Source organism: Occallatibacter sp., assembly GCF_035317045.1.
Lineage (GTDB): Bacteria > Acidobacteriota > Terriglobia > Terriglobales > Acidobacteriaceae > Telmatobacter.
This window is the reverse complement of the sequence record NZ_DATHHT010000033.1, coordinates 215,065-235,429: the sequence shown is the minus strand read 5'-3', so window position 1 is coordinate 235,429 and position 20,365 is coordinate 215,065. Positions and strand designations below refer to the sequence as shown.

18 protein-coding genes and 1 pseudogene are annotated in these 20,365 nt (G+C 57.5%); 12 read left to right on the top strand and 7 right to left on the bottom strand.

The window, feature by feature from the left end; genetic code table 11:
* Positions 1 to 22: 22 nt before the first annotated feature.
* Positions 23 to 1,357: a sugar porter family MFS transporter gene (locus VK574_RS16645; protein WP_472800987.1), complete on the top strand. Its 1,335-nt coding sequence runs from the start codon at positions 23 to 25 to the stop codon at positions 1,355 to 1,357.
* Between the two features lie 205 nt (positions 1,358 to 1,562).
* Here VK574_RS16645 and VK574_RS16640 read toward each other — a convergent pair whose 3' ends face one another.
* Positions 1,563 to 2,705, bottom strand: a complete 1,143-nt coding sequence (locus VK574_RS16640; RefSeq protein ID WP_472800986.1) for a hypothetical protein — start codon at positions 2,703 to 2,705, stop codon at positions 1,563 to 1,565.
* A 246-nt stretch (positions 2,706 to 2,951) separates the two neighbouring features.
* On the opposite strand from VK574_RS16640, the gene VK574_RS16635 reads away from it, so the two are divergent.
* The 4 genes and pseudogenes from VK574_RS16635 to VK574_RS16620 all read left to right on the top strand — a co-directional run bounded on the left by VK574_RS16635 (position 2,952) and on the right by VK574_RS16620 (position 8,213).
* Positions 2,952 to 3,818 (top strand): class II aldolase/adducin family protein, encoded by an 867-nt coding sequence (locus VK574_RS16635; RefSeq protein WP_472800985.1) that lies wholly within the window; start codon positions 2,952 to 2,954, stop codon positions 3,816 to 3,818.
* Between the two features lie 351 nt (positions 3,819 to 4,169).
* Positions 4,170 to 4,682, top strand: a pseudogene (locus tag VK574_RS16630) (class I SAM-dependent methyltransferase); the annotation flags it as partial.
* Between the two features lie 562 nt (positions 4,683 to 5,244).
* Positions 5,245 to 6,381 carry a DEAD/DEAH box helicase gene (locus VK574_RS16625; protein ID WP_472800984.1) on the top strand — a complete coding sequence of 379 codons (1,137 nt, stop codon included), beginning with the start codon at positions 5,245 to 5,247 and terminating at the stop codon, positions 6,379 to 6,381.
* A 389-nt stretch (positions 6,382 to 6,770) separates the two neighbouring features.
* Positions 6,771 to 8,213 carry a glycoside hydrolase family 47 protein gene (locus tag VK574_RS16620; protein ID WP_472800983.1) on the top strand — a complete coding sequence of 481 codons (1,443 nt, stop codon included), beginning with the start codon at positions 6,771 to 6,773 and terminating at the stop codon, positions 8,211 to 8,213.
* A gap of 963 nt (positions 8,214 to 9,176) precedes the next feature.
* Here the strand turns inward: VK574_RS16620 and VK574_RS16615 are convergent.
* Positions 9,177 to 9,695, bottom strand: coding sequence for a hypothetical protein (locus tag VK574_RS16615; protein WP_472800982.1), 519 nt, complete (start codon positions 9,693 to 9,695; stop codon positions 9,177 to 9,179).
* A 493-nt stretch (positions 9,696 to 10,188) separates the two neighbouring features.
* On the opposite strand from VK574_RS16615, the gene VK574_RS16610 reads away from it, so the two are divergent.
* The 7 genes from VK574_RS16610 (at position 10,189) to tsf (ending at position 15,239) form a co-directional block, all read left to right on the top strand.
* Positions 10,189 to 11,058, top strand: a complete 870-nt coding sequence (locus VK574_RS16610) for an IS1 family transposase (protein ID WP_472800981.1) — start codon at positions 10,189 to 10,191, stop codon at positions 11,056 to 11,058.
* A gap of 153 nt (positions 11,059 to 11,211) precedes the next feature.
* Entirely contained in the window at positions 11,212 to 11,709 is a 498-nt protein-coding gene (locus VK574_RS16605) for an ImmA/IrrE family metallo-endopeptidase (protein ID WP_472800980.1), read from the top strand.
* On the top strand, positions 11,699 to 12,085 hold the full coding sequence (locus VK574_RS16600) for a hypothetical protein (RefSeq protein ID WP_472800979.1): 387 nt from the start codon (positions 11,699 to 11,701) through the stop codon (positions 12,083 to 12,085). Before VK574_RS16605 ends, VK574_RS16600 begins: the two co-directional genes overlap by 11 nt.
* A 382-nt stretch (positions 12,086 to 12,467) precedes the next feature.
* The gene (gene rplM / locus VK574_RS16595) at positions 12,468 to 12,911 is read left to right on the top strand and encodes a 50S ribosomal protein L13 (RefSeq protein WP_472800978.1); all 444 of its coding nucleotides are present in this window, start codon (positions 12,468 to 12,470) and stop codon (positions 12,909 to 12,911) included.
* A 70-nt stretch (positions 12,912 to 12,981) separates the two neighbouring features.
* Positions 12,982 to 13,377 (top strand): 30S ribosomal protein S9, encoded by a 396-nt coding sequence (gene rpsI, locus VK574_RS16590; protein WP_472800977.1) that lies wholly within the window; start codon positions 12,982 to 12,984, stop codon positions 13,375 to 13,377.
* Between the two features lie 165 nt (positions 13,378 to 13,542).
* Positions 13,543 to 14,406 carry a 30S ribosomal protein S2 gene (gene rpsB, locus VK574_RS16585; RefSeq protein ID WP_472800976.1) on the top strand — a complete coding sequence of 288 codons (864 nt, stop codon included), beginning with the start codon at positions 13,543 to 13,545 and terminating at the stop codon, positions 14,404 to 14,406.
* A 179-nt stretch (positions 14,407 to 14,585) separates the two neighbouring features.
* Complete coding sequence (tsf, locus tag VK574_RS16580) at positions 14,586 to 15,239, top strand: translation elongation factor Ts (RefSeq protein ID WP_472800975.1); 654 nt, start codon at positions 14,586 to 14,588, stop codon at positions 15,237 to 15,239.
* A 102-nt stretch (positions 15,240 to 15,341) separates the two neighbouring features.
* Here tsf and VK574_RS16575 read toward each other — a convergent pair whose 3' ends face one another.
* The 5 genes from VK574_RS16575 to VK574_RS16555 are packed head-to-tail and all read right to left on the bottom strand — an operon-like array spanning position 15,342 to position 20,056.
* Positions 15,342 to 16,817: a B12-binding domain-containing radical SAM protein gene (locus VK574_RS16575; RefSeq protein ID WP_472800974.1), complete on the bottom strand. Its 1,476-nt coding sequence runs from the start codon at positions 16,815 to 16,817 to the stop codon at positions 15,342 to 15,344.
* Positions 16,814 to 17,569: a di-trans,poly-cis-decaprenylcistransferase gene (locus VK574_RS16570; RefSeq protein WP_472800973.1), complete on the bottom strand. Its 756-nt coding sequence runs from the start codon at positions 17,567 to 17,569 to the stop codon at positions 16,814 to 16,816. The genes VK574_RS16575 and VK574_RS16570 overlap by 4 nt, the downstream gene beginning before the upstream one ends.
* Positions 17,570 to 17,614: 45 nt before the next feature.
* The gene (gene creD / locus VK574_RS16565; RefSeq protein WP_472800972.1) at positions 17,615 to 18,991 is read right to left on the bottom strand and encodes a cell envelope integrity protein CreD; all 1,377 of its coding nucleotides are present in this window, start codon (positions 18,989 to 18,991) and stop codon (positions 17,615 to 17,617) included.
* A 56-nt stretch (positions 18,992 to 19,047) separates the two neighbouring features.
* Positions 19,048 to 19,440 carry a transcriptional regulator gene (locus tag VK574_RS16560; protein ID WP_472800971.1) on the bottom strand — a complete coding sequence of 131 codons (393 nt, stop codon included), beginning with the start codon at positions 19,438 to 19,440 and terminating at the stop codon, positions 19,048 to 19,050.
* A complete protein-coding gene (locus VK574_RS16555; RefSeq protein ID WP_472800970.1) occupies positions 19,430 to 20,056 on the bottom strand; it encodes a hypothetical protein in 627 nt (208 codons plus the stop codon). The genes VK574_RS16560 and VK574_RS16555 overlap by 11 nt, the downstream gene beginning before the upstream one ends.
* Positions 20,057 to 20,365 lie beyond the last annotated feature (309 nt).

Genomic DNA, 20,365 nt, shown 5'->3' with positions numbered 1-20,365 from the left:
AAGGGGCAAGGACAGCCAGACTATGCGACCCAACCTGAACCTGATGAAAGCGACTCTGACAGGAGCGCTTGGCGGCTTGCTATTTGGTTTCGACACGGTTGTCATCTCCGGGATCATCGATTCCGTGGTGAAACTGTATGGGCTGAGCGACGCCGGTAAAGGATGGACGGTCGCGATTGCGTTGATTGGCACCGTGGTGGGTTCGTTCAGCGCGGGCGTGGTGGGGCACAAGCTTGGTTCGCGCGAAACTCTGCGGCTGACGGCGGTGTTGTACATTGTTTCAGCGCTGGGCAGCGCGCTGGCATGGAACTGGCCCTCGCTGATGGTGTTTCGATTCATCGGAGGGCTGGGCATTGGCGCGTCTTCAGTTCTGGGACCGGTTTATATTGCTGAACTTGCTCCGGCCAAGTGGCGCGGGAGGCTGGTGGGCGCATTTCAGTTCAACGTGGTTTTCGGCATCCTGGTTGCATACACATCGAACTACCTGATCCGGTTGCTGCATCTCGGCGCGACCGAGTGGCGCTGGCAGGTGGGCGTTGCGGCTGTTCCGGCACTGGGGTTCCTGGTATTGCTGTTTGGGATTCCGCGCAGCCCGCGGTGGTCGGCGTCTCGCGATCGAATCGATGAAGCTCTGCAAGTGCTGAAGCTGATGGGCGAGCCGGAACCGGAAGCGGAACTGGCGGATATTCGCAAGGCGCTTGCCGAGGAACATGCAACGGCGCATGAGCCGGTGTTTCGATGGAAATATCGCTATCCGCTGTTTCTGGCGATCTCGATTGGCGCGTTCAACCAGCTGGCTGGCATCAATGCGATTCTCTATTACCTCAACGACATCTTTCAGGCGGCGGGATTCAGCCAGTTGTCGGGCGACCAGCAGGCGATTGCGATCGGATTTACCAACCTGATTTTCACCATGATCGGGATGAGCATGATCGACAAGCTAGGGCGGAAGACGCTGCTGCTGATTGGCGCGGCGGGTACGGCGTCTTGCCTGGCGGGAGTGGCGTGGATCTACCGCAGCAACGCGCACCAGGGAATGCTGGTGTGGCTGCTGATTGGGTATATCGCCTTCTTTGCGATGTCGCAGGGCGCGGTGATCTGGGTGTATATCGGCGAGGTGTTTCCGAACGCGGTTCGCTCCAAGGGACAGGGCGTCGGCAATGCCAGCCACTGGACTATGAACACGATCATTGCGCTGAGCTTCCCGTGGGCAGCCTCGCACCTCGGGCAGAGTGTGCCGTTTGTCTTCTTCTCGGTGATGACGGTGGTGCAGTTTCTGACTGTGCTGTTTACCTATCCGGAGACGAAGGGGCAGACGCTGGAAGCGCTGCAGAGGAAGCTGGTTGTGGCGGATTGAGGGAAACGTGCGGGGGCGGAGAAGCAGATCCTTCGCGATGCTTACCCCATTGCACTTCGCACAATGGGGCCCCAAGCGTGCATCGCTCAGGATGACACGCCATTTGTGTTGTCACCCATCAACCTTCTCGCTCATCAACCCCGGCGACCAGAGGCGGCCAGGAGCTGGGGTGATCAGCGGCGCGCTGTGCATAGCTCGCACTTTCTTAATTGAGCGAAAGCACGATCACGCTGCCGGCGCTGGTGAAGGCGTTGGGTACGCCGGCGAGTTTTTTGTAGCTGGTTGAGGTGATGTGGTACTCGATCAGGGAACTCTCTGTCAAAGCGTAGAAGTGATCGGTCTTGTCCCAGCCGAGCTCGGTGACCATGCCGTTGGTGGCGAACGGCCCGGTCCATTTCACAGGCTGGCTTGAGCCGCTGAAATGGAAGAACTGGTAGCCCTCATCGCCGCCAGTGGCGAGAATCGCACCGGAGGGGGAGATGCTGATCGCCCGGGGATAGACGGGTGTTGCCGCCATGTTGGCGTAGTCGCTCTTTGTAGAGAGTTTCCCGTCTGAGGATACGGTGTAATTGCCCAGCGGATAATCAACCCCATAGAACTCGCCCGGCAAGTAGCGCAAATACTCGAAGACAAGCTGATTGCCGTGGCTGGCGAGGTTGAACGGGCAGAACGTCTTGTCTCCGCTGCCTTCGGGAATATCGGCTGTTGTTTCCACGTAAGTAAGATAGCCGTTCGATTCGCGCTTATACTCCGTGGTCACCGGGGTCTCCGAGGTGATGATGCCCGCAGTGCCTGCCGTTATGTGGCAACCGGTCTGGAAGGCGTAGAGGTTGTTGGAGGTGAAGCGGAGTTGGGAGATTGCCCATTCGCTTGCGAACGCCTTGCCGAGGAACTCCAGTTGGCCCGTGGACCCGATCTTGAACGAAACGACGTAGGATTCACCGTCGCAATCGCTGACGTCGGCGTACACATTGGTGCCGGTGACATCGACCTGCAGAATGCCCGAGGCAAAACAGTTGCCGGGGTCGTAATCTGACGCGGCCATGGTGCCGATCGGCGTGAGCTTGCCGTTGGACCCTATGGAGAACTCGGAGATGTCAGAGCTGCCGTCGATGCCATAGAGGAACTTCTTGGTCACGGAGAGGTGCCAGATAGCGCCCGCCGTGGGCTGGCTCTGGATCTTCGTCATCGTCCCATCGGCTGCGGTGGCGTAAGCCTGGATGGCGCCTGACTCGGCGACGTACACATAGGCGACGGGCGAACTGGCGGAAGCGTGCAACGTGGTGGTTAGAGCGAGCGCTGCAAGGCACAGCGCGGTCGAGAGTCCAAGCAAGGATCGGGGTAACATGGGGTCTCCTAAAGGGATCTATTGAAGCCGGAAAGTTTGCTTTCTAAATTGGAAGTAGCGGAAATGCTCCCCGTTCGGACACTTACTGAGATGTGAAGTACATGGTTGCGTGCTGCTCGGGAGAAATCATCCTGGTCGTTGAGGGCGTCGTGGAGTGATCAGGATCACCGGCGGGGATGAGCAAATGGACCTATATGTAGAGGGGAACGTCGTGCGTGGCGACGGCTAAGGAGTTTCGAGGTCTGCATGGAAAAGGCGGCATATCCGATATCGGAGCAGGTGAGGGAAGTGGTCGAGGCCGTCGTTGATGCTCTCCGCGTTCCAAAGCCTGATGAGCTTTCTCCTTCGGAGGCATCGAGTTCGTTTGAGGCGGAGGCTCTGCGTGCGGAGATCATCCGCGCCGGGCGCAAGCTGTGGGAGCGGCAGTATGTGGACGGCAACGGGGGCAATATCAGCTGTCGTCTGGGCACAAAGTATGCGTTGTGTACGCCGACCATGATGAGCAAGCGCGATATGGAGCCAGCGGATATCTGTCTTTCGGATATGGATGGCAACATTGTGGCGGGGGATCGGCTGCGTACCAGCGAGTTGCTGCTGCATCTGGAGATTTATCGTGCCAATCCGCGGGCGCGTGCCGTGGTGCATTGTCATCCCCCGTATGCGACGGCGTTTTCGCTGACGGGAACGGCGCCTCCGGTGGGGTTGATTTCGGAGTACGAGATTTTTATCGGGCCAGCGGCGCTGGCGCATTACGAGACGCCGGGTACGCAGGCTTTTGCCGAGACGGTGCTGCCGTTTGTGCAGGATCACAACACGATTCTGCTGGCGAATCACGGGGTGGTTTGCTGGAGCGATACGGTGACGCATGCTGAGTGGCTGACGGAGATTCTGGAGTCGTATTGCAAGACATATTTAATTGCGAAGCAGATTGGGAAGCCGCTGACCTACATTCCGGAGGAGAAGATCCAGGAGATTCTGGCGCTGAAGCGGAAGCTTGGATTTCCGGATGCGCGGATGGAGCCGTTGCCGGCGGTGGAGGCTGCGACTTCGGGAGTGAATCCGGAGTTGGAGAAGCTGGTGCGGCAGGTGGTGTTGCGGCTGGAAGAGCGGTAGCTGCTGGATGCATTGAACTCCGTCGTCCCGGGACGAATAGTCCAGAATCCGATCGGAGGCTCGGTTGCCGAGAGCCGCTTTCCCAGGCCGTAAGACAAGAACATCATGTGGGCAGAGACCCGTTGTATCATGTTCGAAAAGAGGATCTGCCTTGCCCCCTGCCCTAAATGGCGCATCTGACATCGAATTCTATGATGACTACTACGCAAATGGCACTCAATCCAGATGGCGTGAAGTTGGCGCACGCTCCAAGGCCGATCATATTGAATCCTTGTGCCGAGAATTCGCCCCCGCGACAATCTTAGAAGATGGCGTGGGTGAGGGGGCGGTCCTCGCGGAACTCTCCAGAAGAGGTTTCGGACAAGAGTGCACGGAGTTGAAATCTCCTCGAGCGGTATCAAGGCCGCTATATCACGCAACATTCCCCGGGTGATCTCCCTTCAATCATTCGATGGTCGAACTCTGCCGTTTGCGGACAAGAGTATGGACTTGGTTTATGCAACCCATGTTCTTGAACATGTAGAGCACGAAAGACTGTTCCTACAAGAGTTGAAGCGCGTTGGGCGCATGATTTTTCTTGAGGTTCCCATGGAAGACACTCTCCGTGTAAAGGGCGCAATACATAACCCGATCGGCCATATCAACTTCTACAATCGGCACACGTTCACGGGTTTGATCGAAGGGATGGGATTTGAAATCCTGCGCTTTGAATCGTTCGATGGATCCTTCGCGGAACACACATTCAACGGCGTAAATGTCAAAACCGTGTCAAAAGCAGTTGCGCGAACGATTGCACATCACGTCAGCAAACGGATTGCAGAGAAGGTCTTTGTGTTCAATGGAGCCATCGTGGCACGCTCATAGTTCGCGTGTGGGTGGTTAACCGTCTAACCGTCAATTACTCATAATGGTAAATATTCGGCGGCGGCGGCGAGGATGCGGCTTGCTGACCCTCTGTACGACTCCGGAGGCACCCGGCAGGCAGGGGGCGAGAAGAGTGGCTTCGTGCTATACTAGCTTTGCGCTCAGTGATTTGGACGTGAGCGGCGGTTTGCCCCTTCTTATCAAGGCAATTCAGCCTGGCACAGATTTCCCCCAAGCCCCTACAGCGTAACCACCTCCAGCTGGAGCAGTGTGCTTTCAGCAGTTTGCAAGAGTGTGGTGCCGGACGGCAATGAGCTGAACCGGCGGTAAACGGCATTTTTCAGAAATCAGAAAAGTGCTGCGTAGCGTGTGGCAGGTCCGGACCTCAGAGGAAGTTGAAAAGTCTGAAGGTCAGTCCCAGGGACGTATTTGGTTCTCCCTTACGCATAAATAGAGAGCAGGCGCGCACGTGGCAGGACAAGTGTGTGTGCGGCTGCAAGGTCGGGTTCCGATTGCAGGCCTCGAGGGAAGACGGGCTCCGGAGCTCAGAAATGATCAGATTTTGACGACACAGTTCTCGCAGTTCACTCTTTCGGCCGCCCTGATGGCGCGGCTCAACGCAAACAATTTTGTAACCCCCACCCCCGTACAGGCGGGCTGCATCCCTCCGGCTCTAGAAGGCCGCGACGTGCTGGCCACGGCGCAAACGGGAACCGGCAAGACGCTCGGGTTTTTGATCCCGATCGTGGAGATGCTGCAAAAGGTACAGGACCGGAACGCGGCACAGGCACTCATTCTTTTGCCCACGCGCGAATTGGCGATGCAGGTGGAAGCGGCATTCAAAGTAATTCGGACCAGCTCTCAGCAGACCGTTGCACTTGTAGTTGGCGGGATGCAGGAGCGTCCGCAACTGGATGCCATTCGCCGCGGAGCGCGGTTGATTGTGGCTACTCCGGGCAGGCTTGAGGATTATCTAAAAAGGAAACTCGTGCGGATGGACCAGATCCAGATGCTGGTGCTGGACGAAGTGGACCGGATGCTCGATATGGGCTTTCAGCCAGCCATTGCACGGATTGCGACAACGCTACCGCAGTCGAGGCAGACTCTCTGCTACTCCGCCACGCTGGAAGGCGCGGTGAAGGAAGTGGCGCGCAAGTATCTCAACAACCCGGTGCGCGTCGAAATCGGATCGGTGCTGAAGCCGGCTGAGAATGTGGAGCTTCGCACGTTTGAAGTGGCTGCCGACAAAAAGCAGGAATTGCTTGAGCATCTTCTGGATTCAGAGGATGGGAGCTTCCTGGTGTTTGTGCGGACGAAGCATGGCGCGGATCGTGTGGCGCGCAGGCTTAGCCGTTCCGGCTGGTCGGCGACACAGATTCATGGAGATCGCTCGCAGGCGCAGCGGAACTCGGCTCTGCGGAGTTTCTCTGAGGGGCATCACCGCGTGCTGGTTGCTACGGATGTTGCCGCTCGCGGCATCGACGTGGCCAACGTGGCGCACGTGATCAATTTCGACATGCCGAAACTGGCGGAAGATTTTGTTCATCGTGTCGGCCGCACGGGACGCGCATCAGCCAAGGGAATTGCTTCAACGTTTGCTGGGCCGGCGGAGCGCGGCGATCTGCGCAAGATCGAGCGGACACTGTCGATCCAGATGAAGCGGTTCAGGGTAAGTTCGCTGAGCGAGAGCGCGGCGTAGGAAGCAGCTTAGCTGGTAGCTATTTAGCTTTTAGCTAGCCACCCGGGACCATTCTGGTTCTGGGTGGTTTTGTTTGTGGGGGTTTGTTTGGATGCGGGTGCAACAGAACCAAAGCAGATCCTTCGCGTCGCTTACCCCACTTCGTGGGGCCCCAACCTGCTCCGCTCAGGATGACACGGCCAAGTGAGACAGCCTGGCGGGCTCGCGCGCAGGACGACACAGCGAACACCCGAGCTCATGCTGATACAAGACAAAAGCAACTGCAGATCCTTCGGCTTCGCGCAGGACGACACCGCGAAGTGAGGCTGCGCGGGGACACGCGTTCAGGATGACACTCCGATTTGTGGCTTCATTCCGTATGATGTTTTCGGTGTGTTGCGAGGATGACAATGCGCGTCTCGAAGTTCTGTTTGCCGGGTGTTTTTTTATTGGCCGCCTCATTTGGGCTGGTTGCATTTGCGCAGAGCGATGCTCCGGGCAAACGTGTGCCTGTGGCTTCCGCTGCTGCGCCGGCGAGGGCGATGAGCGATGCGGAGAAGGCTGAGATAGCGGAGCGGGTTCGCGCTGAGGCTCTGCATGCATGGAATGGGTACAAGAAATATGCCTGGGGGCATGATGCGCTGAAGCCGCTTAGTCAGAAGCCATTCGACTGGTATGGGGATGGGCATAGCCTGCTGATGACGCCGGTGGACGCGCTGGATACGCTGACACTGATGGGGCTGAAAGAACAGGCAGACGACGCGCGCGCTCTGATCGATACGAAGCTGAATCTGGACCAGGACATCTACGTCAAGGATTTTGAGATCACGATTCGGCTGCTGGGGAGTTTGATTTCCTGTTACGAGATGACGGGGGACAAGCGGCTGCTGGAACTGGCTGATGACCTGGGGCGGCGGATGGCTCCGATGTTCGACTCGCCGACGGGGATGCCGTATGAGTACGTGAACCTGCACACGGGCGCGGTGCGGGGAACGAAGAGCAATCCGGCGGAGATTGGGACGCTGCTGCTGGAGTACGGGATGCTGGCGCGGCTGACGGGGAAGCAGAACTACTACGACATGGCCAAGAGGGCGGTGGTGGAGCTATACAAGCGGCGTTCGGCGATTGGGCTGGTGGGGTCGGAGATCGATGTGGAGACGGGGAAGTGGACAGACCCGACGGCGGGCATTATGGGCGGCATCGATTCCTACTACGAGTACCTGCTGAAGGCGTCGATTCTGTTTGACGACAAGGACTGTGCGCGCATGTGGCAGGAGAGCGTGAAGGCGATCGATAAATATCTCGCTGATCAGGAGCCAACCGGTCTTTGGTATGGGCAGGCGGATATGAACAGCGGGCAGCGTACGCATACGAATTATGGCGCGCTTGATGCGTTTTATCCGGCAGTGCTGGCGTTGGGAGACGATGTTCACCGGGCGGCGGAACTGCAGGAGTCGAGCTACAAGATGTGGAACGTGGCGGGTATCGAGCCGGAGACGCTGGACTACACGAAGATGCAGATCACGAGTCCGGGGTACGAATTACGGCCGGAGATTATCGAATCGACGTACTACCTCTACCATTACACGCACGACTCGAAGTACCTGGCGATGGGGCGGACGTATCTGGATGGGCTGGTGAAGTATTGCCGGACCGACGAGGCGTACGCGGCGCTGGCCGATGTGCGGACGAAGCAGAAGCGGGACTCGATGGAGAGCTTTTTCTTTGCGGAGACGCTGAAGTATGTGTATCTGCTGTTCGCGCCGGAGTCGACGCTCGAGTTTGATTCGGTGATTTTTAATACCGAGGCGCATCCGATGAAGCGGGATTTGGGGTTGAAAGCGCGGGATTGAGACTGAGCGGGACCCACTCATGCGATGAAACTGCATGAATGGGGCATCCGGGCTTACCGGAGTAATTCTGGATCGGCTCGGTGTTGTCGGGTCGGTGAGATCCGGAACGATTTGTGAAAGACTGGCGGCGGAGTGCGGGGAAGCGGCTGGTCGGAATTCATGCTTTCCCACCCTTGCTTCGCAAGGATGGGGCACCCTGCCCCTGCGGATTTGAGCGAATCGTGTACTACAACTTCTCCCGCGTGCATCAAACGCTCCGGATAACGCCCCGCGATGGAAGCCGGATTGAGCGACCACGTTTCGGATGTGAAAGAGTTTGTAGCGCGGCTGAAGGCGTGAAGTGCGCCTATAATTCGCTGCATGAACCGGGCGCTTGCTCTAATGCTTGCGATCTTCATTGGGTTTGCGGCTGTGGCGGTGCCTACAGCCCTTCAACCTCACCTGCTTGCAGGCTCTGTGCCTGATCTCATCTGTAGTGTGGTGTTAGCTCCAGGGACGATGGTAGCGAATCTCTTTTTTGATCGGGGCGCCGCAAACCCAGCGTTTCTTCCGGTCTCGCAGTTAATAGCGTTCATTCTCTTTGGCGGAGTGGCCTACGGCTTCTTAAGCGTTAAGAAACCTACCATCTAGTTTCAAACTGACCCACTACCAAGACCCACTACCAATTCCTGGGTAGTGTCCTAATTTGGCTTCGGGTTTCAAATTAGGACACTACCAATTCCTGGGTAGTGGGTCAGTTTGAAATTCAGCCACTTGAACGAGTCACGCAAAAGTAAGAGACTAGGGTCATGCCAAGGCGACCAGCCAAAGAACGCGATTTCTCCGTCAACGCTTTTCGAATAGTAGAACGTGCGATAGGCGAACACATGGATGGCACTCCGCTAGCGCAGCCGAAAGAAAAGCCCGCGACAGCCAAGAGAGGCCATGCGCGGGCCGCTAAGTTAACACCCGAACGCCGCAAAGCTATTGCAAGGAAGGCAGCGGAAGCGCGATGGAAGCCTTCCCAAAAGCCTTCTCAGGGCTAAGCTCCTCATCCTCTGCTTCGTCCTGTTCTAGGCTCGTTCCCCCGTTCTTCTTCGGTGGCGCTGCTTTTCTACCCGGATACCATTCTGCTAATCCAAATTCTCCGTTTACCAAAACGAAGGTTGGGTTGCGGGATAGGATTGAGCGAACGCTTTCTACGAAGTTCTTCGCAGCGCTTTTGAATCCCCCGGCAAGAAGTGCATCGGTAATGGCCCGTGCAGTTGCAGTCCTCTTTATCGCAGTCAGGTATTTCTTCGCCGCATCCCCGATTGTCATGCCAAAGAAGGCATCGTTGGTGAAATTTGGCTGTCCGTTCTGCTGAGACGGTGAGGCAACCGCGCTCGGCGAGTTTCCGGCTGCTGCTGCTTTCGTGCGCATCATTTCAAGCGTAACGATGACTCGCTGACACTCTTCAATCTGCGCTCTCATCTCCGCAATTACCGGTTCATAAATATCCATCGAGGTTACCTCCCGTCGCTAATTTTTCTTTGGGTTGCGCCTCGCTGCCTGTAAAATAGAGACAGCGAGGCAAAGATAGGTCCTCACCCTTTCGAGGGGTGTCGCCGTATTAATATCATCTGAGCCTCCGCATACTAGCCGGGGTGGGTGTAGTCCCTAGACAAGATTTCCACCCGCCCGGCTGTTTCTATTTACAAGCATTACACCCCCGTTCATTCCCGTCAATACTTTCGTGCGTAAAACCAGACCTGTGGAAATCTTGGTCGAAATATACTGACTCGTGTCTGTGGAAATGACGTCCCGCATGAGCATCTCGTGACATGGCAATGACGGCCAATTTGGCCATCGATGTATATTGCAGATTTATAAATACTTGTGATGCGTTTTAAAGTATGTCGGCTGTCACTGCTAAATAACGAGTCTCCCATGCGGGCGTTATTGTCGTCATTTAGTGCTTGACACTCACCATTTTATCAAGCATAATTTGGTCAGTATGAATCTCCTGTCCATCGCCGAGAAGACTCAAGTTATTAAGTGCCTCTGCGAAGGGATGAGCATTCGCGGAACGGTCCGCATCACTGGTGTAGCTAAGAACACTGTGACGAACCTACTGATCGAAATGGGCTGTGCATGTGCCGACTATCATCACCGCAACGTTCGGAACATGAAGGTTCAGCGTTTGCAGGCTGATGAAATCTGGAGTTTCGTGGGCGCGAAGAACAAGAATGCTTCGCCAGAGCAAAAGGCCGATGGTTGGGGCGACGTTTGGACATGGACCGCGATTGACGCGGATACAAAGCTCTGCGTGACCTACTACGTTGGCGACAGAGGCAAGCTCTCAGCCTTCAACTTCATGAAGGATGCAGCAGCCCGCATTATCGGGAAACCGCAGATCACAACAGATTCGCATAGACCCTATCTGACGGCGGTTGAAAAGGCTTTTGGCGGCGATGCCGACTACGCAGTGCTTCACAAGGTCTTTGGGGCAACAGGAAACAGTCCAGAGACACGCTACAGCCCTGCAACGTGCATCGGCTGCGACATGAAGACGGTCAGCGGTGTTCCCGATCCCGCGCACGTCAGCACGAGCTACGTGGAGCGCCAGAACCTCACCATGCGCATGTCTATGCGCCGGTTCACGCGGCTGACGAATGCGTTTTCAAAGAAGGTTGAGAACCACGGTCACGCAATCGCGCTGTACTTCATGTTCTATAACTTTTGCCGCGTGCATCAGACGTTGCGGGTCACCCCGGCAATGGAATCTGGACTATCGAACCACGTTTGGAGCGTCGAGGAATTGATTTCTCTTTTGCCAGTGAAGCAGGCAAAGAAGCGGGGTCCTTACAACAAACGGCAGGAGTAGTCCTATAGCACGAAAAGTCCTTAATTGTGTGCTACTTTTCCACAATTTATCCAAAACCTGTGCAAAACTCACCATGAATGGTGCTAACCTCTACCAAGAGGGGTGCCTATTCGCCATTCGTTCTCCCCTCCACGGAAGTGGGGCAAATCGACTATGGAAAGCCTTGTAAAACCGAACTACCGTCAAGCAGAGCGAGAGGCGATCCGGTTATTGAACGAAGCTGGAATAATTGACCCTCCGGTTAATCCTGTCCACATTGCAAATCTCGTCGGAGTCAATGTTCGCTTCGTTGCGTTCCAAGGGGCTAGCGAAGGCGTTGCTGGCCTATTCGATCCGGTGCAAAACGCGATCCTCGTAAATCAAGCCGAGAGCGGAGTCCGTCAGACCTTTACGATTGCCCACGAGTTGGGGCATAAGGTCATGCATGAGGAATGGGCAAACAGTCAGGCCTATAAGGTCTTGTGGCGCGACCCCAGTCGTCGGCCTAACGACCGGTGGGAGAGAGAGGCCAATACGTTTGCAGCCAATCTCCTAATGCCTAAGGAGATGTTCGAGAAATACAAAAGCTATCCGATTTCAATGGTCGCTCGCATTTTTGCGGTATCGGAGGAAGCTGCCGGATATCGTAGGCAGTACCTGGATGGCCTCTGAACGCGACGAGGTACTAAAACAAGTAGTCGAACCCCCCACTCAGCCAACAAAACTTGACGAGGCGATTTCTGCTGGTACAACCGAGGCAGAGCGTATAACGCGACAGCAGCTTGCGCAAAAACATGAGATGGATCGATTGAAGGCCGAACTTGGTTGGTTCGGCATTCTTTTTGGGACCGAAAATCACGCGTCCCTTGTAATCGGCTTTGTCGTCGTATTCTGTGGCATGCTTGGCGCGGGCGGACTATGGTGCCTTGCCTATAAGACTGGGAGTCGTGAGTTCTGGTCTGGCGAAGCCCACTTCGCCTTGGGCGCCGCTACAACCGCACTTGGCTATATCTTTGGTCGCGGTTCAAAAGACGGAAATTCTAAGTAACATATTTCAAACTGACCCACTACCAATTCCTGCATTTCGTTGACTCTGCTTATGGATTCGGGTATCCTAAGGGTCTTGTGCGGTGTTGCGCCTGGGGTCTGTTGTGGGCCCTCTGAGACGGTTTCAAGTCGATGAGGAGAAGAAGTTTAGCCCGGACCCGGCTGATTGAACCCCTTAATCGGATTCGACCGGAACAGGCACCTTCGGCTGGGACAGCAAGTTAAGTCCAGCAGAGTCAGGGCCCTTTTTGAGGGGCAAGCGCCGCAGTCCTCACCCGAACAGGATTGTTTGGAAGTGGGCAGAATTGAATCCCATGCGCGGATGCCATGGGGAATTAGCGCTATGCGCTGCAGTTTTTGAGTTGATAGAGGGCAGGAGAGAGATGAGCACCTTTGTTCCGAGCGGCAAGGATATTGACCGCAAGTGGTATGTAGTGGATGCCAGCGGCCAGACCCTGGGCCGGCTGGCGACCAAGGCGGCCGATGTTCTGAGCGGCAAGCTGAATCCGAAGTACGTTCCGTACATCGACATGGGCGACCACGTCATCGTGATCAACGCGGAGAAGGTTCGCCTGACAGGTCTGAAGGCCCAGAGCAAGGTCTATCGCCGCTATACGGGATTCCCCGGCGGATTGCGCGAAGAGGAATTCTCGCGTCTGCTGGCCCGCAGGCCGGAGAAGATTCTGGAAGAGGCGATCAAGGGCATGTTGCCGAAGTCGAAGCTGGGCCGTGCGATGGGTACGAAGCTGAAGGTCTATCGCGGCGACAAGCATCCGCATTTTGCGCAACAGCCAGTGGCTTTGGAAATTGGAGTGCGCAGCTTTTAGCTGTGGCGAATTTGGTTTTTAGACGGTTTTGGCCGCGCTGAGACAGGCCGGCGGAGAGAGTCAAGAGAGAATGGCAGATCTGGTTCAGTATTACGGGACGGGGCGCCGCAAGTCGGCGATTGCCCGTGTTTTTCTGCGTCCGGGCACCGGTGAGTGGAAGGTGAACGGCAAGCCCTTCGAGACGTACTTTGTAACCGAGCAGCAGCGTGTGGCGGCAAAGCGCACCCTGGTGGTTGCAGAACTGGCGTCGAGCTTCGACGTGGTGACCACGGTGAAGAGCGGTGGAGTTGCCGCGCAGGCCGATGCCGTGAAGATGGGCATTGCCCGCGCACTGGTTCTCTTCAACCCCGAGCTGCGCAAGCTGCTGAAGGCGGAAGGCCTGATGACGCGCGATGCTCGCCAGAAGGAACGCAAGAAGTACGGTCAGAAGGGTGCACGCAAGCGGTTCCAGTTCTCGAAGCGCTAAGCGCTTCGAAGTGGACAGTGTTCAGTGAACAGTGATCAGTAAAGGCAAAGACAATCTGATCACTGAAAGCTGACCACTGGTCCCTGGTTGTAAATCTCCCGCGAGAGCGGGTTTCAATCCGGGCCAGACGAAGGTTAGTCCGGATGCAATCCACGAAGGAGGCCAATGGCCACGATCACAATGAAGGAGCTGCTCGAAGCTGGTGTTCACTTCGGGCATCAAACGAAGCGCTGGAATCCCAAGATGAAGGAATACATCTTTGGCGAGCGCAACGGGATTTACATCATCGACCTGCAGAAGACGCTGAAGCTTTTCAAGGACGCGTCGAAGTTTGTGACTGAACTGTGCGCGAGCGGCAAGACGATTCTGTTCGTCGGCACCAAGCGCCAGGCACAGGACGCCGTGGCTGAAGAGGCCAACCGGGCGGGCATGCCGTACATCAACCAGCGCTGGCTGGGCGGACTGCTGACCAACTGGGTGACGGTGCAGAAGTCGGTGAAGCGCCTTCAGGAATTGGATGATATGGCCACGGATGGCCGGTACGAATTGCTGACCAAGAAGGAAGTCATAAAGCTGGAGCGGGAGCGCAAGCACCTCCAGGCCAATTTGGCCGGCATCAAGAATATGAAGCGCCTGCCCGATGCGCTGTTCATCGTCGACTCGAACAACGAGGCGATTGCGGTGAAGGAAGCGCGGAAGCTGGGCATCCCGGTGGTGGCGGTGGTGGATACCAACTGCGACCCGACGGTGGTGGATTACGTGATTCCCGGTAACGACGATGCGCTGCGTGCGATTCGCCTGTTCACCTCGAAGATCGCCGACTCGGCGGCCGAGGGTGTGAACCTGGTGGGCGACAAGGCGTTTGCTGCGGCGGAGGCTCCGGCAGCCGAAGACGAAGCTCCTGTGGTGGCGGAAGCGGCGCCGGTGGAGGACGTCGACTTTGATGCGGCGCTTGGTGCGGGAGTCCGCAAGGCTCCAGCGGCTGAAGCGGCGATCGACGAAGAGGAAGTGGCTGAACGCGCCCTTTAAGTTCTTAAGTAGACCGAGACAAGCGTGGCCGCGCAGTCTGGTTGCCACGCTTTTCTTTTGGCGGCACCTGCGGTGCGGCCATCCCGGCAAAGCGTATTGGCTTTCCGAAAGGCGATAGCCGAGTCGACTGCCGAAAGTTTTAACGGAATTTCGAATTTGGGAAACGGGAAGGAAGCGAGATGAGTGTGGCAGAGAAGATAGATGCAAAGTTGGTGAAGGATCTTCGCGAGAAGTCTGGCGCGCCCATGGGCGATTGCCTGAAGGCCTTGCAGGAGACCAAGGGAAATATCGAAGACGCATTCGTGGTGCTGCGCAAGCGCGGCATGGCTTCAGCGCAGAAGAAGGCAGCGCGTACGACCAATGAGGGTGCGGTGGGGACCTACATCCATGCCGGTGGCAAGATCGGCGTGATGGTGGAAGTGAACTGCGAGAGCGATTTTGTGGCGCGCACCGATGACTTCCAGGAGCTGCTGAAGGATATCGCGATGCACATCGCGGCGAGCGACCCGCGGTACATCAAGCCCGAAGACGTCAGCGCCGAGGATATGGAACGCGAGAAGGAGATCTATCGCGCCCAGGCAGCTGCGACGGGCAAGCCTGCAAACATCGTGGAGAGAATGCTCGAAGGCAAGATGGCGAAGTTCTACGAAGAGGTTTGCCTGCTGGAGCAGCCGTTCATCAAGGACCAGGCTGTCAGCATCAAGGAATTGATTGCACAGAAGGTCGGCAAGCTGGGCGAGAACATCACCGTGCGGCGCTTCGCGCGCTTCAAGGTGGGTGCGCCGGATTGGACCGTTTCGCAGACCAAGGCCGTGGAAGCGGCAGCGGAGTAAGTCGCCAATTTGAAGAGATCCATCCCCTGGGGGGTGGATGCAAGTGGCGAGGGCCCGGAGCGAAAGCTCCGGGCCTTTGTTGTTGTTGCGGGGTTGCATCGATCAGGTTGGAACGTCGCTGGAAATGATCGGGAACGAGCTAGGTGCCCGGGCGGCCCGGGGCTGCGGCGCCGTGCTGGTGACACGCGAGAGGACTGCTTCGAGTAGTGGCGTCACGCGTGTGAGTTGTCGGGCGCGGATCAGCATGTCCCAGAGCGGCTCAAATCTCTTCCATCCTGATGCGTAGAAGAAATGTTTCAGCTGATGTTTTAGCGTGCCGTGATGCAATGATGCCTGCGCGATCGAAGACCATCGATAGAACTCCCGGTAGGCCCAGTCGTATCCATTCTTGAGAGCTTGGGGAGAGAGACGAGCGGGGCGGTAGACGACGTGGCGCGTGTCGTAGAGGTTCCAATCGCGCGTAACGATGCGACTTTCGCGCACCATACGGGCGTGGAGTTGCGTGCCGGGATAGGGCGTCATGATGTGGAAGGTCGCTGTGGTGATGCCCTGTTCGACGGCCCAGTCGACGGTGCGGCGGAAGACGTCGTCGCCATCGTCGTCCATGCCGAAGACGAAACTGCCGTTGATCATGATGCCGAGCGAGTGCAGGCGGTCGGCGACGGCCTTGTAGTCACGGCCGAGGTTCTGGCGCTTGTTACTGCGGCGGAGATTGTCGGGGGTGAGGGTTTCAAAACCGACGAAGATGCTGCGGAGACCGGCTTCAGCGGCCCGCTCGATGAGGTCTCCGCGAAGTATGGAATCGACGGTGGCCGCGCCCTGAAAAAGGCGGCGCATGCCTTTCATTCCGGAGAAGAGCGCTTCAGAGAAATGGCGGTCGCCGAGGAGATGGTCATCGAGGAAATAGAGATGGCGCCCAGGCAGGCGTTCGATTTCGGCGAGAGCTTCGTCCACACGTTGTGTGTAAAAACCGCGGCCACCTTGAAAGAACGCATCCTTGTAGCAGAAGTCGCAATGCTGGGGGCAGCCGCGGGTAACGACAATGGAATTGGGGACAAGGTAAGAAGCACGGCGGATAAGGTCGCGGCGAATCGGCGGAATGCGTTCGAGTGTGCGACCGGATGTCGAGGTGTAGACGGGCTGCGGAATCCCGGCGCGGAAGTCTCTGAGGAACTGCGGAAAGGTCTGATCGCCGGGACCGAGAAAGATGGCGTCGGCGTGAGAGGCGGCTTCTGCGGGGAGGGAGGTGACGTGGAGTCCGCCGAGACAGACGAAGGCGCCTGTGCTGCGGTAGTGGTCGGCGATCTTGTACGCACGGTAGGCGTTGGTGATGTAGACCTGGATGACGACGAGGTCGGGCGTGTCGTTAAGGTTGAGCGGCTGAACGTGTTCGTCGACGATGACGGCGTGGTCGTCGGGCGAGAGGTAGGCGGCGAGCGTTGCCAGGCCGAGCGGCGGGAAGAGCGAGTACTTGATGGGACGCCAGTAAGGGTCGGTGGCCTCAGTGAGCGCAGGCAGGATGAATTTGACGCGTAGCGCGCGCGATGGAGGAAGGGGATGTCGGGAAGCGGCGGTCATTGAGCACTGTCCGTGTTTGAAGATTCGGACTGGACGGGTGCGGCGGGGATGGCGCCGAAGCGGCGTTCTCGATGATTGAAGTCGCCGAGGGCGGAGGCGAGATCGGACTCATCGAAGTCGGGCCACATGCGGTGGGTGAAGACGAGTTCCGCGTATGCCGTTTCCCAGAGAAGGAAATCGGAGAGGCGCTGTTCGCCGCCGGTGCGAATGAGCAGATCGACGTTACCGCTGTCTGCAGTGAGTGCGTGAGCAATGAAAGCCCGCATGTGGTCAGGAGAGATCAGCTGTTCGCGCGGGGGCTGGGCTGCGGCGGTTGCGACGGCGGCGGCGATGGACATCTGTGCGGAATAGTCGATGGCAATGCGGAGGTGAAGGCTTCGTCCAGCTGCGGTTGCGGATTCGGTACGTTCGATCTCGCGGAGCAGTGGTGCAGGGATGCGATCGCGGCGGCCGATGACTTCGAGGCGCGCGCCCTGTTGGCGGAGGCGTTCGCACTCGAGGCGAAGAAAGGCGCGGATGATCCAGAAGATGCTTTGCACCTCCGACGCTGGGCGCGCCCAGTTATCGGACGAGAATGCGTATAGGGTGAGGACGCGGATGCCGAGTGGGGGTGCGTGCTCGACAACGCGACGGACTGCGGCGACACCGGCACGATGTCCGGCGACGCGTGGCAGCCCGCGTTGAGTGGCCCAGCGGCCGTTGCCGTCCATGATGATGGCGACGTGAAGACGAGAGTTTGATTTGCTTTGCACTATAAAGTCTCCTGACGGACGAGGGGATACGAGCAATAATCCTGACTATTGATTCGGAGTGGCTGTATCTGGCAGAGATCCGTACCAATCAATCGAACGCGTGAAGTACATAGCACCGGCAACGGCGAGGAAGCTGGCCACGGCACCGACGAGCAAGGCGTTGTCTTCGAGTCGCAGCAGGAGGTAGATGAGTGTGTATAGCAGAGCGAAGACAACAAACGCGCGGACAGCCTGGGCGCGGCTTGCGAAGATCCAGCCGGCATTGGTGGAGAGCAGAGTGACGGTGGCGGCGCCGGCGACGAGGAAGCCGAAGTCGAAGCCGATGCGCTCGGCGAGAGAAAGCAACAACAAATAGAAGATGATTTGCGCGATGCCTACAAGAACGTATTGCGCTGGATGGACGCGTTTGCCGGTGGTGACTTCGAAGACGAAGTAGGAGAGAAAGAGCAGGCCGAGGAAGAGAAGGACGTATTTGAGTGAGCGCGTCACGGATTGGTAGGGATCGGCGAGTTCAACGAAGGAGACGCCGAGAGCGGTTGTGTCGAGACCGGTGAGGGTGTCGCCGACGCCTTCGGCGCGCACTCCGCGAGCGATGAAGGGAACGGTCCAGTCGGCGGTGAACCCGCTGGGAGTGATGTTGTGATTTACAGGCAGGAAGCCGCCATCGAAGCTGGGATCGGGCCAGTCGCCCTGCATGTTGAGGCGAGTGGTTTTTCCGTACGCGAGCAAAGCAATGCGCTGAGCGCCGGAGAAGCGCATTGCAGCGGTGACGGCGAAGTGGCTATTGGGCTGCACGTTTCCAGGCCGCGCGCCAAAGAGTTTGAGCTTGAGTTGCTGTGCGGCATCCGAACCGAGGGAAAAGTTCTCAGTTGTCTCCGCTGGCGATAGCGGGAGCGTCTTGCCGCCGATGGTCAAGGAGCCGTCGGAGATTGCGCCGCGCGCATCGGTGACGCCGACGATGAACTCGGCGCGGGACCAATCGAGTACGGCGCCTTGCGGTGCGGCGGAGGGTACCCCATTCAAGTCGAATGCTGCTTCAAAGTTGAGATCGGCTTGAAAGACGGGAACCTTGAAGAGCGAGCGGCGCTTTTCTTCCGCCCTGGTTTTTACTGTCGCTGATGCCTGGGCGGGAAATACGAGATAAGTGCCGTGCTTCGCATTGAAAGCGGATGACGTTGCCGGGATGTCGTAAGGAACGGCGAGAGTGGGTCCGAGAAAGGTCTGCTGACCTCCGACATGGCTGCTGATTTCCTTGACGACATCGGACGCGCGATGGGTGCGGTCGTCTACGAGGTCGTTCACGAAGAGGGCCGGAATGGTCATGACCAACGCCAGCGCGCAGACGATGAGAAGTTTCACACCCATGGAGCGGGATGAAAATTTCGACTGAAAGCTGGGGTGAAGCATTGGCGCGTCGTTCAAGGGTGTTCCTCCATCCAGGATTAACTTTGCAGTGCAAAGTTATTAGGCAAAAAATTTTAAGTTCGCGAGGGCGCGAGGTTTTGCAGCAAGGTGGAGACGGCGGCATCGGGCTTGGCGCCGCCGGCGGCATCGCGTACTACTTGCTCAAGTGTGGCGAGATATTCGAGATAGCGTTTGCGGCCGGAAGCGGTGATGCGGCATGTAGTTTGGGGGCGATTGCGGTCGTGGCCGCGTATGATTTCGACCATCTTCTCTTTTTCGAGAAGGCTGAGGTGACGGCTGAGGTTGCCGTCAGTGAGCGCGCAAAGCTGCTTGAGATCGTTGAACGCCAAGCCTTTGGGATTGGTGATGAGGGAAGTAAGCACGCTGAGGCGGGCGCGTTCGTGGATTACTCGATCGAGGCCTTCGTAGGCGAAACGGCCTTCGCTGCTGGAGGACTTAGACTTCATCGCGATCTTCTTTCGAACCCCAGAGGAGAACCGCGGCAACGATCAACTGGCCGACACCGTAGGCTATGCCCATGGTCCAAGGAGTGAGGGCGCGCGTGTCGCCGAGGCCGATGCAGGTGAGACCTGTAAGCAGATACCAACAGCCCGCGGCTGTCATCGGTTTGGGCAGGAATCTGCAGGATGCGAAGACGCCGAGGCTGAAGGTGATTTGCCAGAGGCCGGGCAGAATCCACACCGAACCGGGAACGAAGCGGACGAGAACAACAGAGATGAGTGCGCCGGCACCGACGGAGGGGAGAAACTGTTCGACGGCCATGAGAATCATCTCGTCGGCCAATCCGGAGTGGATGCGTCGGGTGCGGGTAAGCGTCTGCATGCCGATGAGGACAGCTGAGAGGATCGCGGTCGTGATCCAGATGCGGAGGTAATTGCCGATGTGGTTGGCGGGATCGGGCAGCAGAAAGCCTTGCATAACAGCAGCGAGGACGGCGAACAGGCCGGTGGTGGCGAGCGTGGCAGCACCGTAGCCGCGGAATTCAGTGGTGCGTGCGACCTGGCGGCGAATGCTGGTGATGTCGCCGAGTGCCTTGTCTAGAGGGTGAATTGGGAAGCTCATCGCACACTCACTTTACGCTGCAAAGTAAAGTAAACCAGAGCAAAGATGCTGTCAAGTTACGCGGGTGGTTCAGGACTCGCCGGAGTAAACGTTGGTTGTCCTAAGTCTGGACAGAGGTGCGGGTTACGACGATGGAGAAAGGGGATCTTCGAATCACTCGCGACGGGCCGGCACGATGCTCAAGCTGAACACGCGGGACGTGGGGGTTTACACCTAAAGGCTTTGGAGCAAACCGCCAGATCGGCGACTTTTGTTTCAGAATTGAAACTTTGGGAGCCTGCATCCCGGCAGTGTGGGGAGCTGCGTCCG

Coding starts and splice junctions, on each gene's coding strand:
- VK574_RS16600 (WP_472800979.1), top strand. CDS start 11,699: ATGGCCTCTGAACGCGACGAGGTACTAAAACAAGTAGTCGAACCCCCC.
- VK574_RS16610 (WP_472800981.1), top strand. CDS start 10,189: ATGAATCTCCTGTCCATCGCCGAGAAGACTCAAGTTATTAAGTGCCTC.
- VK574_RS16555 (WP_472800970.1), bottom strand. CDS start 20,056: ATGAGCTTCCCAATTCACCCTCTAGACAAGGCACTCGGCGACATCACC.
- VK574_RS16635 (WP_472800985.1), top strand. CDS start 2,952: ATGGAAAAGGCGGCATATCCGATATCGGAGCAGGTGAGGGAAGTGGTC.
- rpsB (WP_472800976.1), top strand. CDS start 13,543: ATGGCCACGATCACAATGAAGGAGCTGCTCGAAGCTGGTGTTCACTTC.
- rpsI (WP_472800977.1), top strand. CDS start 12,982: ATGGCAGATCTGGTTCAGTATTACGGGACGGGGCGCCGCAAGTCGGCG.
- VK574_RS16605 (WP_472800980.1), top strand. CDS start 11,212: ATGGAAAGCCTTGTAAAACCGAACTACCGTCAAGCAGAGCGAGAGGCG.
- VK574_RS16615 (WP_472800982.1), bottom strand. CDS start 9,695: ATGGATATTTATGAACCGGTAATTGCGGAGATGAGAGCGCAGATTGAA.
- VK574_RS16560 (WP_472800971.1), bottom strand. CDS start 19,440: ATGAAGTCTAAGTCCTCCAGCAGCGAAGGCCGTTTCGCCTACGAAGGC.
- VK574_RS16640 (WP_472800986.1), bottom strand. CDS start 2,705: ATGTTACCCCGATCCTTGCTTGGACTCTCGACCGCGCTGTGCCTTGCA.
- VK574_RS16620 (WP_472800983.1), top strand. CDS start 6,771: ATGCGCGTCTCGAAGTTCTGTTTGCCGGGTGTTTTTTTATTGGCCGCC.
- VK574_RS16575 (WP_472800974.1), bottom strand. CDS start 16,817: ATGACCGCCGCTTCCCGACATCCCCTTCCTCCATCGCGCGCGCTACGC.
- rplM (WP_472800978.1), top strand. CDS start 12,468: ATGAGCACCTTTGTTCCGAGCGGCAAGGATATTGACCGCAAGTGGTAT.
- VK574_RS16645 (WP_472800987.1), top strand. CDS start 23: ATGCGACCCAACCTGAACCTGATGAAAGCGACTCTGACAGGAGCGCTT.
- tsf (WP_472800975.1), top strand. CDS start 14,586: ATGAGTGTGGCAGAGAAGATAGATGCAAAGTTGGTGAAGGATCTTCGC.